This is a genomic window from Streptomyces sp. NA04227 (genome assembly GCF_013364195.1).
Classification (GTDB): domain Bacteria; phylum Actinomycetota; class Actinomycetes; order Streptomycetales; family Streptomycetaceae; genus Streptomyces.
The window spans coordinates 985,305-999,650 of sequence record NZ_CP054918.1 but is presented as its reverse complement, the minus strand read 5'-3'; the positions used below and the strand labels follow the sequence as shown (position 1 = coordinate 999,650).

The 14,346-nt window shown below is 71.9% G+C and carries 14 protein-coding genes; 5 read left to right on the top strand and 9 right to left on the bottom strand.

Annotation, left to right across the window (positions count from 1 at the left end; genetic code table 11):
* Window positions 1–568 precede the first annotated feature (568 nt).
* Window positions 569–1,171: a hypothetical protein gene (locus HUT18_RS04035; RefSeq protein ID WP_176097886.1), complete on the bottom strand. Its 603-nt coding sequence runs from the start codon at window positions 1,169–1,171 to the stop codon at window positions 569–571.
* A 214-nt stretch (window positions 1,172–1,385) separates the two neighbouring features.
* Window positions 1,386–2,660 (bottom strand): exo-beta-N-acetylmuramidase NamZ domain-containing protein, encoded by a 1,275-nt coding sequence (locus tag HUT18_RS04030; RefSeq protein ID WP_176097884.1) that lies wholly within the window; start codon window positions 2,658–2,660, stop codon window positions 1,386–1,388.
* A 358-nt stretch (window positions 2,661–3,018) separates the two neighbouring features.
* Here HUT18_RS04030 and HUT18_RS04025 point away from each other — a divergent pair, with 358 nt between their 5' ends.
* Window positions 3,019–3,612 carry a TetR/AcrR family transcriptional regulator gene (locus HUT18_RS04025; RefSeq protein WP_176097882.1) on the top strand — a complete coding sequence of 198 codons (594 nt, stop codon included), beginning with the start codon at window positions 3,019–3,021 and terminating at the stop codon, window positions 3,610–3,612.
* A 45-nt stretch (window positions 3,613–3,657) separates the two neighbouring features.
* Here HUT18_RS04025 and HUT18_RS04020 read toward each other — a convergent pair whose 3' ends face one another.
* The gene (locus tag HUT18_RS04020) at window positions 3,658–4,569 is read right to left on the bottom strand and encodes an MBL fold metallo-hydrolase (RefSeq protein WP_176097880.1); all 912 of its coding nucleotides are present in this window, start codon (window positions 4,567–4,569) and stop codon (window positions 3,658–3,660) included.
* Window positions 4,570–4,788: 219 nt separating this feature from the next.
* Here HUT18_RS04020 and HUT18_RS04015 point away from each other — a divergent pair, with 219 nt between their 5' ends.
* On the top strand, window positions 4,789–5,724 hold the full coding sequence (locus HUT18_RS04015) for an NADP-dependent oxidoreductase (protein WP_176097879.1): 936 nt from the start codon (window positions 4,789–4,791) through the stop codon (window positions 5,722–5,724).
* 28 nt (window positions 5,725–5,752) lie between these two features.
* Here the strand turns inward: HUT18_RS04015 and HUT18_RS04010 are convergent, their stop codons facing one another.
* From HUT18_RS04010 to HUT18_RS03995, 4 genes are read right to left on the bottom strand one after another with little or no spacing between them, the layout of a single operon-like run.
* Window positions 5,753–6,058: a DUF202 domain-containing protein gene (locus HUT18_RS04010; RefSeq protein WP_176097878.1), complete on the bottom strand. Its 306-nt coding sequence runs from the start codon at window positions 6,056–6,058 to the stop codon at window positions 5,753–5,755.
* On the bottom strand, window positions 6,055–6,429 hold the full coding sequence (locus HUT18_RS04005; RefSeq protein WP_176104274.1) for a YidH family protein: 375 nt from the start codon (window positions 6,427–6,429) through the stop codon (window positions 6,055–6,057). The genes HUT18_RS04010 and HUT18_RS04005 overlap by 4 nt, the downstream gene beginning before the upstream one ends.
* Before the next feature lie 13 nt (window positions 6,430–6,442).
* The gene (locus tag HUT18_RS04000) at window positions 6,443–7,006 is read right to left on the bottom strand and encodes an NUDIX hydrolase (protein WP_176097877.1); all 564 of its coding nucleotides are present in this window, start codon (window positions 7,004–7,006) and stop codon (window positions 6,443–6,445) included.
* Between the two features lie 24 nt (window positions 7,007–7,030).
* A complete protein-coding gene (locus HUT18_RS03995) occupies window positions 7,031–7,927 on the bottom strand; it encodes a DMT family transporter (protein ID WP_176097876.1) in 897 nt (298 codons plus the stop codon).
* A 598-nt stretch (window positions 7,928–8,525) separates the two neighbouring features.
* Between HUT18_RS03995 and HUT18_RS03990 the strand changes: the two genes are divergently transcribed.
* Both HUT18_RS03990 and HUT18_RS03985 read left to right on the top strand, forming a co-directional pair.
* On the top strand, window positions 8,526–9,476 hold the full coding sequence (locus HUT18_RS03990) for a hypothetical protein (protein ID WP_176097875.1): 951 nt from the start codon (window positions 8,526–8,528) through the stop codon (window positions 9,474–9,476).
* A 75-nt stretch (window positions 9,477–9,551) separates the two neighbouring features.
* Entirely contained in the window at window positions 9,552–11,129 is a 1,578-nt protein-coding gene (locus HUT18_RS03985; RefSeq protein WP_176097874.1) for an APC family permease, read from the top strand.
* Between the two features lie 263 nt (window positions 11,130–11,392).
* Here HUT18_RS03985 and HUT18_RS03980 read toward each other — a convergent pair whose 3' ends face one another.
* Together HUT18_RS03980 and HUT18_RS03975 are read right to left on the bottom strand one after the other, a co-directional pair.
* Window positions 11,393–12,790, bottom strand: a complete 1,398-nt coding sequence (locus HUT18_RS03980; protein WP_176097873.1) for a gluconate:H+ symporter — start codon at window positions 12,788–12,790, stop codon at window positions 11,393–11,395.
* 162 nt (window positions 12,791–12,952) lie between these two features.
* Entirely contained in the window at window positions 12,953–13,486 is a 534-nt protein-coding gene (locus HUT18_RS03975) for a gluconokinase (protein WP_176097872.1), read from the bottom strand.
* 129 nt (window positions 13,487–13,615) lie between these two features.
* Between HUT18_RS03975 and HUT18_RS03970 the strand changes: the two genes are divergently transcribed.
* Complete coding sequence (locus tag HUT18_RS03970; RefSeq protein WP_176097871.1) at window positions 13,616–14,317, top strand: FadR/GntR family transcriptional regulator; 702 nt, start codon at window positions 13,616–13,618, stop codon at window positions 14,315–14,317.
* Window positions 14,318–14,346 lie beyond the last annotated feature (29 nt).

Genomic DNA, 14,346 nt, shown 5'->3' with positions numbered 1-14,346 from the left:
GGCTCCCGGCTCCCGGCTCCCGGCTCCCGGCTCCCGGCTCCCGGCGCGGCCAGCCTCTTATTGTATCCAATGCCGTGTGAGAGGGCGACAACAGGCCCTTGAAGGCAGTGGAGTTGGCCGCCGAAACTGGCGGTGACGACCAGGTCCACTTCGGTCGCGCAGGCCTGCTCCCAGCTCAGTACGGGGAGTTCGAGGGCGGCGAGCAGTTCGTCCGTACCGCTCCGGAACGGGGAGGAGCCGGTGCAGGTCAGCAGGAGCTGGACGCGCAGATCGTCGCGGAACAGCGGCAGTACGTCGAGGAGCCGGGTCGCGGACGTGACGTTGTGCACGACGAACAGGACCGTGCGGGAGGCGCGGCGGGTGGTCCAGCGGTCCGCGTCCTCGCCCACCGGCACCCGGATCCAGCCCGTCCGCTCGCCCGACACCCCGCCCCCTTTGTCTGCCGCGCGGTGGCCGCGCCGTGCCGAGCGGCCACCTTAACGAGCGGCGTCCGGCGGGTGGACGAGGGGGTGTGCGGGCGTAGGGGCATGAGGAGTTGTGCCAACGGCGTCCCGTCGCGGTTGGTCGCTCAGGCCGAGACGAGTACCCGGGCGTGCCAGGCGCGGCTCACGGCCGCGTCGGTCAGTACCGGGCGTGGCACGACGATGCCGCAGTCCGTGCACACGGGGGCGCAGGAGGGCTCGTGAGCCAGGTCGTTCCGCCAGAGCAGGCTGTGTCCCTCGCAGACCGGGCAGCTCGCGCCGGGGTGGCGTTCCAGGGCGTCGATGATCCGGCCGAGTACGACGGCGAGCGGATCGTGGGGGTGCACGGCGGGGTCGTCGCACCAGGCGACGCCGAAACCGCCCCAGGTGAGCCGGTGCCAGTCGTCCACGCTGGACGGGCGGCGCAGTCCCTCGTGCTTCTCGCGCCTGCGGCGCTCGGCGAAGTCGTCCTCGTAGGCGAGCCAGACGGCTCGGGCGGCCTCCAGCTCGTCCAGCGCGGAGAGCAGCCGCCGGGGGTCGGGGGAGCGGTCCTCGGGGCCGAACCCGGACCGGGAGCACAGGTGGTCCCAGGTGGCCCGGTGGCCGTAAGGAGCGAACCGCTCCAGGCACTTGCGCAGTGAATACCTGCGCAGGGCAAGGTCGTTGCGCGGATCGCGCACCTGTCTTGCGAGGCTTCTGAACCCTGCCATCTCGCTGTCCCTCCGTCACACGTACCAGGTCTTGTCGTACGGGCGTCTACCCGTAGACGTACGAGCAGGCCTGTCGGATCCCCTCTGCGGGGCAAATGGCGAGGAAAATCCGGCGGAGGCCGGGGACCGCGCTGCCGCTGAAGCGGAGCGGGCCCCGGCCGCACGCCTGTGACCTGGTGAAACGCTGGTTCAGGGAGCTGTCGGACGAGGTCGGTCAGCGGTAGTGGAGATAACGTGTACGAATCAGGCGGAAGGTGTCGAGCTCCCGCTGCCAGGCGGCGACGACCTCGTCGGTGCCCGCGCCCGCGTCGATCATGGTGCGCACCAGGGTGCTGCCGGTGAGCTTGTCGATCCAGTTGTCCGGTCGCCAGGCGAATCCGCTCCACACCTGCTTGGCCGTGATCAGCAGGGCGACTCCGGTGCGCACCGGATCGAAGGCGTGGCGGTCGTGGACGTGGATCTGCACCCCGCCGACCGTCTTGCCCTGGAACTTCGAGAAGGTGGGCGCGAAGTAGGCCTCCCGGAAGGCCACTCCGGGCAGTGCGAGCGCGTTCGCCGCCTGCGCCCACCGGCGGTCGACGCCCTCGGCGCCGAGCAGTTCGAAGGGCCGGGTGGTCCCCCTGCCCTCGGACAGGTTCGTCCCCTCGAACATGCAGGTGCCCGCGTAGACCAGCGCGGTGTCCGGCGTCGGCATGTTGGGGCTCGGCGGCACCCAGGGCAGTCCCGACTCCTCGTAGAAGTCCCTGCGCCGCCAGCCGGTCATGGTCACGGTCTCCAGCGGTACGGGCGACTCCAGGAACTCGCCGTTGAACAGGCGCGCGAGTTCGGTGACCGTCATCCCGTGCGCCTGTGAGATGGGCCGGCGGCCCACGAAGCTGGCGAACTCCTTGTGCAGCACCGGGCCCAGGGCCGCGCGGCCGGTCACCGGGTTGGGCCGGTCGAGGACCACGAAGCGCTTGCCCGCCAGCCGGGCGGACTCCATGCAGTCGAAGAGCGTCCAGATGTAGGTGTAGAAGCGGGCGCCGACGTCCTGGATGTCAAAGACGATCGTGTCCACGCCGGAGGCGGTGAAGATGTCCGCGAGTGCCTGTCCGCTCTTGAGGTACGTGTCGTAGACCGGCAGTCCGGTGGCCGGGTCGTCGTAGCGGCCCTCGGAGCCGCCCGCCTGCGCGGTGCCGCGGAAACCGTGCTCGGGGCCGAAGACAGCGATCAGGTCGACGCGCTCGTCGGCGTGCATGACGTCGACGATGTGCCGTACGCCCGCCGCCCCGCCGGGGTCGTCGCTCCGGCCGCCGGTGACTCCCGTCGGATTGGTGACGACGCCGACGCGGCTGCCGGACAGCAGGGCGTAGCCGTCGGCGGCCAGCCGTTCGAAGCCGGTACGCAGCCGCCCGCCGCCGGTGTCGGCCGCCGTGGCGGGGGTGGACAGTGCCAGTGCTCCGGCGGCCGAGGTGGTCGCGGCCAGCAGGCCCCGTCTGGACAGGTTCATGGTGACCTCCGCACTCGGGGAACAACGCATCACTCACCAGGGGAAGTGACCCCTGACACTCAACAGGCCTGCCGTACAAGACACATGGCGCTCAACGGACACGACGTACAAGAGATATGACGGCATGACGCACAACAGGACCGCGGCCACGCACGCTAGCGCGGCGGGCGGTGGCGGGGAACGAACGCGGCAGGGGGAAATGGGCGGTGAGTCCGGCCGGGGGAGCGGGGGCCGGTGCGAGGGGCGGCGTGCGGAGTGCTGCCCTCGGGGGAAGCCGTGGACCCGACAAGTGGGAAGATCCTCCGACGAGAGTTCGCTGACCCGGCGAAGAACGGATGAACAGAGGCAGGTGGCGGCAATGGCCAGGAACACGGACGAACCGGCGGCGCCGGTGCCGCAGCGGCTGCTGGCCGCGGCCACCCGCCTCTTCGCCGAACAGGGCTACGACCGCACCTCCGTCCAGGAGATCGTGGAGTCGGCCGGTGTCACCAAGGGCGCCCTCTACCACTACTTCGGCTCCAAGGAAGAGCTGCTCCTGGAGGTCTACGCCCGGGTGCTGCGCCTCCAGCAGGAGCGCCTGGACGACTTCGCCCAGGCGGAGGGGCCCGTGGAGCGGCGGCTGCGCGACGCCGCCGCGGACGTGGTGGTCACCACCATCGACAACCTCGACGACGCTTCCATCTTCTTCCGCTCCATGCACCACCTCGGGCCCGAGAACCACAAGCGGGTACGGGCCGAACGGCGCCGCTACCACGAGCGGTTCCGGGCCCTGGTCGAGGAGGGCCAGCGCTCGGGGGTGTTCTCCGACGCGACCCCCGCCGACCTCGTCGTCGACTACCACTTCGGCTCGGTGCACCACCTGTCCACCTGGTACCGGCCCGACGGCCCGCTCTCCCCGCAGCAGGTCGCCGACCACCTCGCCGATCTGCTGCTGCAGGCGCTGCGGCCCTGAGCCGTACGCCGGGCCTCGCCGCCTCGCCCGTCACCGGGGGCGGGCTCAGGCGTGACAGGCCACCATCTCGCCGCCGTTGACGGTCGCCATGTCGCCGAAGCAGGTGAGCAGATCCAGCGGGGAACCGGGCGGCAGCCCGTCGAGCTCCGCGTAGGCCCGGTGCAGATTGGCCACCAGCCGCTCGCTCTCGCGCAGCTCGGCGAACTCGCCGAGGTCCGCGCCGAGCGCCGCCTGCAGTGGGGTCAGCCCGCTCGCGCGGGACGTCTGCGCCAGGTCGGCGAGGAAGCGCAGGTACCGCTCGGTCCGGTCGTACGCGGAGGGGTCGGTGACCGGCCCGTGCCCGGGGACGACGGTCTCGGCGCCGAGTTCGCGCAGCATGGCGAGGGCGCGCAGCGAGCCGCTGAGCGACCCCATCAGCACGAACGGGGTGCCGCCCTCGAAGATCAGGTCCCCGGTGAACAGGATCCGCTCCCCGGGCAGCCACACCACCGAGTCCCCGACCGTGTGCGCGGGCCCGGGATGCAGCACCTGGGCCTCGGTGCCGCCCGTGAACAGGGTCAGCCGGTCGGTGTAGGTGAGGCTCGCGGGCGTCACCGGGACCTCGCCGTACTCGGTCCGGGGCCAGAGCAGCTCCAGGTGGTTGCCCGCGGCGAGCGCCTCACGGCGGCAGTCGGCGTGCGAGACGATCGTCGCCCGCGGCGTGAAGACGCTGTTGCCGTAGGTGTGGTCGCCGTGGTGATGGGTGTTCACCACCTGCGCGGGCGGCGGGGCGCCCGTCGCCAGGAGCGCCGCGCGCAGCGCCCTGGCCCTGCGTTCGGTCGCCGCGGTGTCGACGAGCAGGGTCGAGGTGCCGTCGGAGAGGAAACCGGCGTTGTTCAGGCACCACCCGCCGTCCGGCTGCACATAGGCGTGCACCCCCTCGGCCAGCGCCACGGTGTACGGCTCCCGCGCGGTCATGCGCACTCCCGGATTCGTGATCGACAACAGGCCCGCACAGACTGCCAGTTGGCACCTCGGGGCGGTAGGGCGCCCGGGACCGCGCCGGGGCGGTGGCCGCTCGTGATGCCGCCGAGGGCCTCCTGTGGCAGCCTCGACAGTGATCCACAGTGATCAGCGCCGGTCGGCAGTGAGCAGCGGCGAACCCGTCACCACAGGCCCGTACGTACAAGGGGCAGCATGAAGGCGATCACCTACCGCAGCTACGGCGGACCCGAGGTGCTGGAGTACGGGGACGTGGCCGACCCCAAGGTGGGCCCCGACTCGGTGCTTGTGAAGGTCCGCGCGGCGGCCGTGAACCCGGTCGACTGGAAGGCACGCGAGGGCCGTCTCGACAGCGCGTTCGACGCCGTGTTCCCGGTCGTCCCCGGCTGGGACGTCTCCGGGGTGGTGACCCAGCCCGGCGCCTCCGTCACCGAGTTCGCGGTCGGCGACGAGGTGGTCGGCTACGTACGCGAGGACATGCTCTCGCGCGGCACCTTCGCCGAGTACGTGGCCGCGCCCGTACGCACCCTGGCCCGCAAGCCGCGCAACATCGGATTCGAGGAGGCGGCGGGCCTCCCGCTCACCGGGCTCACCGCCTACCAGGCACTGACCCGGGCCCTGCGCGTCCAGGAGGGCGAGGTGGTCCTCGTGCACGCGGCCGCCGGTGGTGTCGGCTCGGCGGCCGTGCAGATCGCGCGGCACTTCGGCGCCCGGGTGATCGGTACCGCCTCCGCCGGCAACCACGACTATCTGCGGGAGCTGGGCGCGGAGCCGGTCGACTACCGGGAGGACCTCGCCGAGGGCGTGCGGCAACTGGCGTCCGGGGGCGTGGACGCGATCCTGGACACGGTCGGCGGGGACACCCTGCGCCGCTCGGAACACCTGCTCGCACCGGACGGGCGGCTGGTCTCGGTCGCCGACCACGAGGTGGTCAGCCTCGGCGGGCGCTATCTCTTCGTCCGCCCCGACGCCGAGGATCTGCGGCGGCTCTCCGAACTCGTGGAGCACGAGGAACTGCGCGTACACGTGGCCGAGACCTTCCCGCTGCCCGAGGCCGCCGAGGCGCACCGCCGCAGCCAGGAGGGGCACACCCGGGGAAAGATCGTGGTCACGGTCGACTGGGGCGACTGACCCTGCTGCGGCGCGGGCGGGCCGGGCGTCAGCGCACGACGACGGCGCCGCACACCGCGAGCGCCATCGTGCACAGCGCGGCCGTGGTGGCGAGCCGCGGCACCAGCGGCCGGGGAACGGCCGCCTCGCCGAGCGCGGTGATCCTGCGGTGGGCCACCCACAGAAAGCCCAGCCACAGCAGCACACACAGCACCCCGGCCAGGACGCCGGGCGCGTCGCCGCTCTGCAGGGCCGCCTTGCCCGCGAGGACGGTGGCCACCGTGCAGGCCAGCGTGGTGCGCCGCCAGGCCAGCCTGGTCCGCTCCGGCTGGAGCCCCGGGTCGCGCGCCGTCACGACTGCCCGCCCGCGAGCACGATCACCACCATGAGCAGGGCGACCACGGCGATGGCGAGGGCCATCAGCGCCGGAAACCGGGACACCGGCAGGTCCTGCCCGCGCCGCATCGCCCGCTCGCAGCGCACCCAGTGGTTGACCGCCCGCAACGCGCACAGCACGCCCGCCGCGAGGAGGGCCACCGCCAGGCACACCCGCCAGGCCCAGCGCAGGTCGGGCAGGAACTGGTCCACCGCGAAGCCGCCGCCGATCAGCGCGAGGGCGGTGCGCAGCCAGGCCAGGAAGGTACGTTCGTTGGCCAGCGAGAAGCGGTAATCGGGGGTGTCCCCCTCCTCGGCGATACGGGCGGGTGCCAGCCACAGCCGCGCCACCCGCCGCCAGTCCTCACCGCGCGACACCCGTGCCCCCTTCCTCGCCTCGCCGCGCCTTGACCAGCGCGTAGGCGGCGAGCCCGTCCGGCGTCCACTCCCAGGTGCCAAGGCGCGCGTCGACCTCCTGCTCGGTGAGGAAGCCGTACCAGTCGATCTCCTCGGGCTGGGGCTGTACGGGAAGGTCGCAGCGGACCTGGTAGACCCAGGACCACCAGGCGAAGGGTTCGCCGTCGCCCCCGTTCCGCGGGCCGCTGTCGTCCTCGTACAGGAACTTCAGCAGCGGTACGGGCCTGGGCAGCCCCTGTACGCCCAGCTCCTCCTCGGCCTCGCGCAGCGCCGCGTCGTCGTAGCTCTCACCGGCGCCGACCACTCCGCCGACGAACATGTCGTAGCAGGAGGGGAAGGCCAGCTTGGTGGGCGTTCTGCGGTGCACGAAGAGGTGGCCGTCGGGGTCGGTGGCGAGCACGAACACACAGCGGTGGCGCAGTCCGCGGGCGTAGACCTCGCCGCGCGGTGCCTGGCCGATCACGTGGTCGTGCGCGTCCACGATGTCGAGGATCTCGTCGGCGGCGCTCATGTGTCCATCCAATCAGGGCGCCCCTCACCGTGGCTGAAGGTCCCTCGTCTCTTCGCCGGGGCCCGCCGTCCGTGTGGGCAGCGCGGGGTGCAGCCCGAGCAGCACGATGCCGGTGACGACCGCGGCGAGGCCCGCCGCCTCCCAGGCCAGGGCACCGGTGTCGGTACGCACCCGGTCGCCGAGGAAGCCGACCCCGCAGACGATCCCGGCCAGCGGCTGGGCGGCGGTCAGGGCGGGCAGCGACATCTGCAGCGGTGCCGTCTCGAAGGCGCTCTGCACCAGGATCAGCCCGGTGACGCCGAGTACCAGGACGGCGTACGGCTGCCAGCTCTCGAAGAAGAGGGGCCAGCCGCCGTCGCCGAGCCGCTCGCCGCTGACCCGGGTCAGCGCGTCCTGCACGCCGTAGAGGAGACCGGCCGCCGCGCCCAGCAGGACCGGTCCGTAGAAGGGGCGGCGGTGGGCGGCGACCCCGGCGAGCAGCAGAGCGATGCCGGTGACGACGCCGAAGATCAGCCAGTGCCGCAGCGGTCCCGCGACCTGGTCGGAGCCCTGGGGCTCACCCGCCAGGATGAACGTCGTGACGCCTCCCGCGAGCAGCGCGAGCCCGGCCCAGCCCTGGCGGCCGAGCGGCTGCCCGGTCAGGTGCCGCGACAGTACGAGGGCGAAGAGGAGGTTGGTGGCGAGAAGCGGTTCGACGAGCGTCACCTCGCCCTGGCCGAGGGCCACCGCACCCAGCGCCATCCCGCAGGCCATGAACGCGATGCCGGTCAGCCAGCGCGGCATCCGCATCAGGTCGAGCAGCAGCCGCCAGGACATGTAGTCGCCCAGCGGGGCGTGCTGTGCGGCCTGTTGCTGGAGCACGAATCCGGTACCGAGGCAGCAGGCCGCCCCGACGGCGAGAAGCACAACCAGAACCGACACTGCGCACCTACTCGAACCGGCCGGGGGTGGGCGGGCGCTGCCGACGATAGCGCTATGTGAGGGCTTGGTCCTCTATGTGAGGGATTGCGCGACAGGGCGCCGCGGGCGGCGCTCGGGGCGGCGCTCCGGGGCGGCGTGCGCCGTGTGGGCGCGGTGGTGGTGCGGGGCGCGGCGGGATCGCGTGCCGGGGCGCTGGGGCGCGTGCGCCCGGAGTGCGGCGAGGGGTGCGCTTCGATCAGCCCGCCCCGACCGTGTGGTTCACGCCAAGCTGAAGCCGCTCCGACGGGAAGCGCTGTGGCTGAAAATCGCCTTTCCGGTACGGGTGGGGCGCGTGATGACTCAGGAGTGTGAACAAGCAACAACAGAACGTGAGTTGCAGGTGGGGGCGCTTTCTCGCCTCCATACGCGAGGCTCGGGGCCTCGATGGGGGCTCGGTGTGCGGCAATTCCCCGTTCCCTGGCCCGTGTTGAACCGGCCCCGCACCGGCTTCCCCGGGTGTGCACACTCTTCATGGGAGCCCTTGACTCGGAGCGGCGGGCCCCGCTTTGCTGTCCGAGATCATTCGCCGGTCGAGCTGCGTCGTGGAGGAAATTCCGCGGTGTCCCCACCCCCTCCTCCCTTCGGCCGCGGCCGAAGGAAGTCCGCGTACGTCTTCGACGCCGCCCTGGACGACACCGCGCTCGCCGCCGCCCGTTCGGCCCTGGCGCAGGGCCGTTGGACCGATGTGCGCACCCTGCTCACCGAGACCGGCACGGACTGGGACCGCCGTGGCCACCGGCTGTCCGCACTGGCCACGGAGCCGACCACCACCGCCTGGGCCCGGGACTGGCGGCTCGCCGAACCCGAGTCCGCCGACGCCGCCGTACTGGAGGCCGTGGCAGCCGTCTTCCTCGCCCTGCGCGGCAGGGCGAAACCGGACGCCGCCCGCGAAGCCTGCCGACGGGTGGTCCCGCTGGTGCCCGAGGACCCCACGCCCTGGCTGGGACTGCTCATCCTGGAGCGGCATCTGGGGCGCGAGGAGGACGTGGTCCGGCTCTTCGACGAGGTGCGCCACCGCCACCCCGAGCACCATCACGCGCACCACCTGATGATCGCCCGCCTCGCCGAACGCAACCCCGAAGCGGGCCAGGACCCGCTGCACGAGGTCTACGACTTCGCCTCCTGGGCCGCCGAACAGGCCCCGCCCGACTCGCCGCTCGCCCTGCTCCCGGTGGTCGCGCACGCCGAGCGCTACCGCGTGCTCGCCGCCACCGGCATCGAACCCGCCGACCCGGTGGCCGCCGGACACTGGGCCGGGCGCCGCGCCCGCCAGGTGATGCGGGTCGCCTTCGACTGGTGGCTGCAGTACGGGCGCGACCAGCACCCGCGCAACCGGGTCGACCTCAACTTCCTCGCCCACGCGAAGTTCTGCGAGGGCCGCGCGGCCGAGGCCGCCGCGCTCTTCCACCGGATCGGCCCGCACGCGACGCCGCACCCCTGGTCCTACCCGGACCGCGATCCCTTCGAGGCCTTCCGCGCGGCCCGCGAGGCCGCGCTCGGTTCGGCCTGATCCCGCCGTCGCGCCCGGCGTACTCCTGCCGGAAGCGGCCGCCCGTACACCCAGCCCGGAAAGGACGAACCCGCCATGACGAGGGGCCAAGAACAGACCGGCACCACGCGCACCGAGGCCGCCGAGGCCGGAGCCATCAGCACCTTCAAGGGCCAGGAGCGTGCCCTGCGGGGCGGCCGGCTCGGCACGGCCGGGCTGCTGCTCTCGGTGCTCGCGGCCACCGCCCCCCTCATGGTCGTCGCGGGTGTCATGCCCACGGCATTCGGTGTGATGGGGATCGTCGGACAGCCACTGCTCTTCGTGATACTCGGCGCGGTGCTCGCCCTGTTCTCCTTCGGCTACGCCGAGATGAGCCGCCATGTGCACAACGCCGGGGCCTTCTACGCGTACATCGCGCGCGGGCTCGGCGGGACCGTCGGCGCGGGCGCGGCCGCCGTCGCGCTGGTCGCCTACAGCGCCCTGCAGGTCGGCATCTACGGGATCTTCGGCTTCGAGGTCTCCAGCCTCTGCGCGACCTACCTGGACCTGGAGGTCGTCTGGTGGGTGCCCGCGCTGGCGGCGGTGCTGGTGGTGGGCGGGTTCGCGTGGCTGAAGATCGACGCCAACGCCAAGGTGCTCGGCGTCCTGCTGCTCGTCGAAGTGGTCCTGGTGGTGATCTTCGACGTCGCGGCGGTGGCCGACCCGGCGGGCGAGGGACTCTCCCTGCACGCGTTCAACCCCGACACCCTCAGCGGTGCCGGAGTGGGCACCGCGCTCTGCTTCTGCGTCGCGGCCTTCCTCGGCTTCGAGCAGGCGCCCGTCTACGCCGAGGAGACCAGCCGCCCCCAAGTCGTCGTGGCCCGGGTGATGTTCCTCGCCGTCGGCTTCGTCGCCGTCTTCTTCGCGCTGACCTGCTGGGCGCTGACGGTCGCGGCCGGGCCCGCGGGCATCGTGCCCGCCGCCCGCGAGCACAGCGCGGGCCTGCTCTTCTTCCTCACCGAGGAACGGCTCGGCGGGACGTTCACCGATGTGGTCCATGTGCTGTTCGTGACCGGCATGTTCGCGGCCATGCTGAGCTTCCACAACGTTGTCGCCCGCTACGCCTTCGCCATGGGCCGCGAGGGTCTGCTGCCCGCCGTCTTCGGGCGCACCAACTCCGCGAGCGGCGCCCCGGGCACCGGAGCGCTGCTGCAGACCGTCGTCTCGCTCCTGGTCGTGGGGGCCTTCGCGGTGACCGACGACGGGCCGACCGGCGATCCGACGGCGCCGGTGCTGCACCTGTTCACCTGGATGGGCAACGTCGGCGCGCTCGGCGTGATCGTGCTGATGGCGCTGTCCAGCCTGGCCGTGATCGTCTTCTTCGTCGGCCGGGGCGCGGGCCGGGCCCAGGTGTGGCGGCTGATCGCCTCCGGGCTCGCGGGCGCGGGCCTGGTCGTCATCGCCGTCTACACCGTCAAGGACTTCGACGTCCTGGTCGCCGCGGGCCCCGGCTCGGCCCTGACCTGGCTGCTGCCCGGCCTGATCCTGCTCGCCGCCCTGCTCGGTGTCGGACACGGGCTCTACCTGAAGGCCAACCGGCCCGAGGTGCACGCCCGGATCGGCCTGGGCAACGAGGCGTTCCAACTGGAGAAGGCGGCGGCCGTGCCGTCCGGGCGGCGGGGCAGGCGGCACTGAACGCGTCGCTGCGGGGAGCCGCCGTATACGGCAAGGCGCGTGCGGACAGCGCCGAAGTAGGTCCGGGCGCGGCCGAGGTACGTGCAGGCAGGGCCGAGGCATGTGCGGGCAGGGGGGCGCCCCGGGTCCCGCAACGGGGGAGTAGGGAACCCGGGGCGCGTTCTGGGAAGGCGGGCCGATGCGGGCCGCCCTGTCGCCGTCTGCCGCTACGCGCTCCCCGGCGGTCGCCTGCCGAGGAGCACGTACCGGCGTTCCGGCAAGCGCTAGATGATCAGTGACAACAACAGCACCAGGCCGCCCGCGACCACCGAGATCACGGTCTCCATCACCGACCAGGTCTTGAGCGTCTGGCCGACGGTGAGTCCGAAGTACTCCTTCACCAGCCAGAATCCGGCGTCGTTGACGTGCGAGAAGAACAGCGACCCGGCACCGATGGCGAGTACGAGCAGCGCCGCGTGCGTGGTCGACATGTCCGCGGCCAGCGGCGCGACCAGACCGGCCGCCGAGATCGTCGCGACCGTCGCCGAACCGGTGGCGAGCCGGATCGCGACCGCGATCAGCCAGGCGAGCAGCATGGCCGGTATGGACCAGTCCTCGGAGATGTCGAGGATCATCTCGCCCACACCGGAGTCGATCAGGGTCTGCTTGAAGCCGCCGCCCGCGCCGACGATCAGCAGCACGCCCGCGATCGGCACCAGCGACTTCTCCACGGTCGACGACAGCCGGTCCCGGGTGAACCCGGCCGCCCGGCCGAGCGTGAACATCCCGACGATCACGGCGGCGAGCAGGGCGATCAGCGGGGAGCCGATCACGTCGAACACCCGCTGCACCTTCGCCTCGGGGTTGTCGACCACGATGTCCACCAGCGCCTTGGCCAGCATCAGGACGACCGGGAGCAGCACGGTGGCCAGGGTGGCGCCGAAGCCCGGGCGCCGGTCGAGCTCGTCCGAGGCGCGCTGCGGGATCATCTTCTCCGGCGGCGCCACGTCCACCCAGCGGGCGGCGAAGCGGGAGAAGACCGGCCCGGCGATGATGACGGTCGGGATGGCGACGAGGACGCCGAGTGCCAGCGTCACGCCGAGGTTGGCGCCGACCGCGTCGATCGCGACCAGCGGCCCCGGGTGCGGCGGTACCAGACCGTGCATGACGGACAGTCCGGCCAGCGCCGGGATGCCGATCCGCATCAGTGAGTAATTGCCGCGCCGGGCCACCATCAGGACGACCGGGATCAGCAGCACGATGCCGACCTCGAAGAAGAGCGGCAGACCGATCACCGAGGCGATCAGGACCATCGCCCAGGGCATGGCCCGGCCGCTCGCCTTGGCCAGGATCGTGTCGACGATCTGGTCGGCGCCTCCGGAGTCCGCGAGGAGCTTGCCCAGGATGGCGCCGAGCGCGATGAGCACACCCACGCCCGCGACCGTCGAGCCGAGCCCGGCGGTGAAGCTGGCGATGGCCTTGTCCATAGGAGCCCCGGCGAAGGCGCCGAGCGCCAGCGAGCCGATGGTCAGCGCGAGGAAGGCGTGCAGCTTGAACTTCGTGATGAGCAGGACGATGACGGCGATGCCGGCGAGCACGGCTATCCCCAGCTGGGCGTGCCCGGCCGAGGTGATCGGCTCGACGGCGTCCGCTGCCAGGGTCTCGGCACTGAGACTGGTCACGGCAATCTTCCTTGGGTGGTGGGGACTTGGGAGGTGTGTCTGTGGGGGGTTCCCGGTGTGGGTGGGGACCGTCGCGCGGGGATCCGGACGGCGGTCGGTGTGGGCCGGGACCATCAGGCGGGGGATGCCCGCCGGTCCCGGAGCGGAAGCGGACCAGGGGGCCTAGGCGTACGGGGCCGGTCGTCGGCGCCCGGCGTGGGCGCGCAGCGCGGCGACCGCCCGGTCGGTGATCTCGTCCGGGCTGCCGGACACGTCCACCTCCACGCCCTGTTCGTCGGCCTGGAGTGGCTGGAGCGTGGCGAACTGCGAGTCGAGCAGGGCGGTGGGCATGAAGTGGCCTGTGCGGTGGGACATCCGGGACTCGATCAGGTCCCGGTCGCCGGTGAGATGGACGAAGACGACGTCCGGTGCGGCGGCGCGCAGCCTGTCCCGGTAGGCGCGCTTGAGTGCCGAACTGCTGACGACACCGCCGAGGCCCGCGCGACTGTGGGCCCAGTCGCCGATGGCGTCGAGCCAGGGCCACCGGTCCTCGTCGGTGAGCGGGGTCCCGGCCGACATCTTGGCGATGTTCGCCGCCGGGTGGAAGTCGTCGCCCTCGGCATAGGGAACACCCAGCCGAGCTGCGAGAAGAGGGCCGATCGTGGTCTTCCCGGTACCTGCCACGCCCATCACGACGACTACCTGTGGAGTGCTCATCGGCCCCGCCGTCCTCTTCGACATCGATGTGACACGACACTGAAACGCATTACGTACGACAAATTCAAGAGCCTGTGACACAAACATCTGACTTTTTATTCCGGGTGGGGGCCTCGTAGGCTGGCGGCCATGACAACTGAGGCCAGGGGGCTGCACGCGCAGGTACTTCAGTCACTCGGGCCCGCCATCACGGCAGGCGAGTACCCGCCCGGCAGTGTGCTGCGCACCGACGAGCTCGCCAAGCGGTTCGAGGTCTCCCGCTCGGTCATGCGCGAGGCGGTACGCGTACTGGAGTCGATGCACCTGGTCGAGTCGCGCCGCAGGGTCGGTGTGACGGTGCGCCCGACCGAGGAGTGGAACGTCTTCGACCCGCAGGTCATCCGCTGGCGCCTGGCGGGCACCGACCGGCCCCGGCAGCTGCGCTCGCTCACCGTGCTGCGCTCGGCCGTCGAACCGGTCGCGGCGGGACTGGCGGCCAGGAACGCGACCCCCGCACAGTGCGCCGAGCTCACCGAGTGCGCCCTGGGCATGGTCGCCACCTCACGCGGGCACCAGCTGGAGGGCTATCTGGTGCACGACGTCGCCTTCCACCGGGTGGTGCTCAACGCCTCCGGCAACGAGATGTTCGCCCGCCTCGGCGACGTCGTCGCGGAGGTCCTCACCGGCCGTACGCAGCATCAGGTCATGTTCGAGGACCCGGACCCCGAGGCGGTCACCCTCCATGTCCGTGTCGCCGAAGCCGTCCGCGAGGGCGACGCCCGACGGGCCGAGGAACTGACCCGCGAGATCACCATCGGCGCCTTGCAGGAACTCGACGTCCTCGCGCCCTGATTGGCCTGTTGCTCGGTCAACTCCGGCTG

Bases quoted from the DNA above. Each gene is read 5' to 3' on its own strand.
- HUT18_RS04035 (WP_176097886.1), bottom strand. From the start codon at position 1,171: ATGGCAGGGTTCAGAAGCCTCGCAAGACAGGTGCGCGATCCGCGCAAC.
- HUT18_RS04030 (WP_176097884.1), bottom strand. From the start codon at position 2,660: ATGAACCTGTCCAGACGGGGCCTGCTGGCCGCGACCACCTCGGCCGCC.
- HUT18_RS04025 (WP_176097882.1), top strand. From the start codon at position 3,019: ATGGCCAGGAACACGGACGAACCGGCGGCGCCGGTGCCGCAGCGGCTG.
- HUT18_RS04020 (WP_176097880.1), bottom strand. From the start codon at position 4,569: ATGACCGCGCGGGAGCCGTACACCGTGGCGCTGGCCGAGGGGGTGCAC.
- HUT18_RS04015 (WP_176097879.1), top strand. From the start codon at position 4,789: ATGAAGGCGATCACCTACCGCAGCTACGGCGGACCCGAGGTGCTGGAG.
- HUT18_RS04000 (WP_176097877.1), bottom strand. From the start codon at position 7,006: ATGAGCGCCGCCGACGAGATCCTCGACATCGTGGACGCGCACGACCAC.
- HUT18_RS03985 (WP_176097874.1), top strand. From the start codon at position 9,552: ATGACGAGGGGCCAAGAACAGACCGGCACCACGCGCACCGAGGCCGCC.
- HUT18_RS03975 (WP_176097872.1), bottom strand. From the start codon at position 13,486: ATGAGCACTCCACAGGTAGTCGTCGTGATGGGCGTGGCAGGTACCGGG.
- HUT18_RS03970 (WP_176097871.1), top strand. From the start codon at position 13,616: ATGACAACTGAGGCCAGGGGGCTGCACGCGCAGGTACTTCAGTCACTC.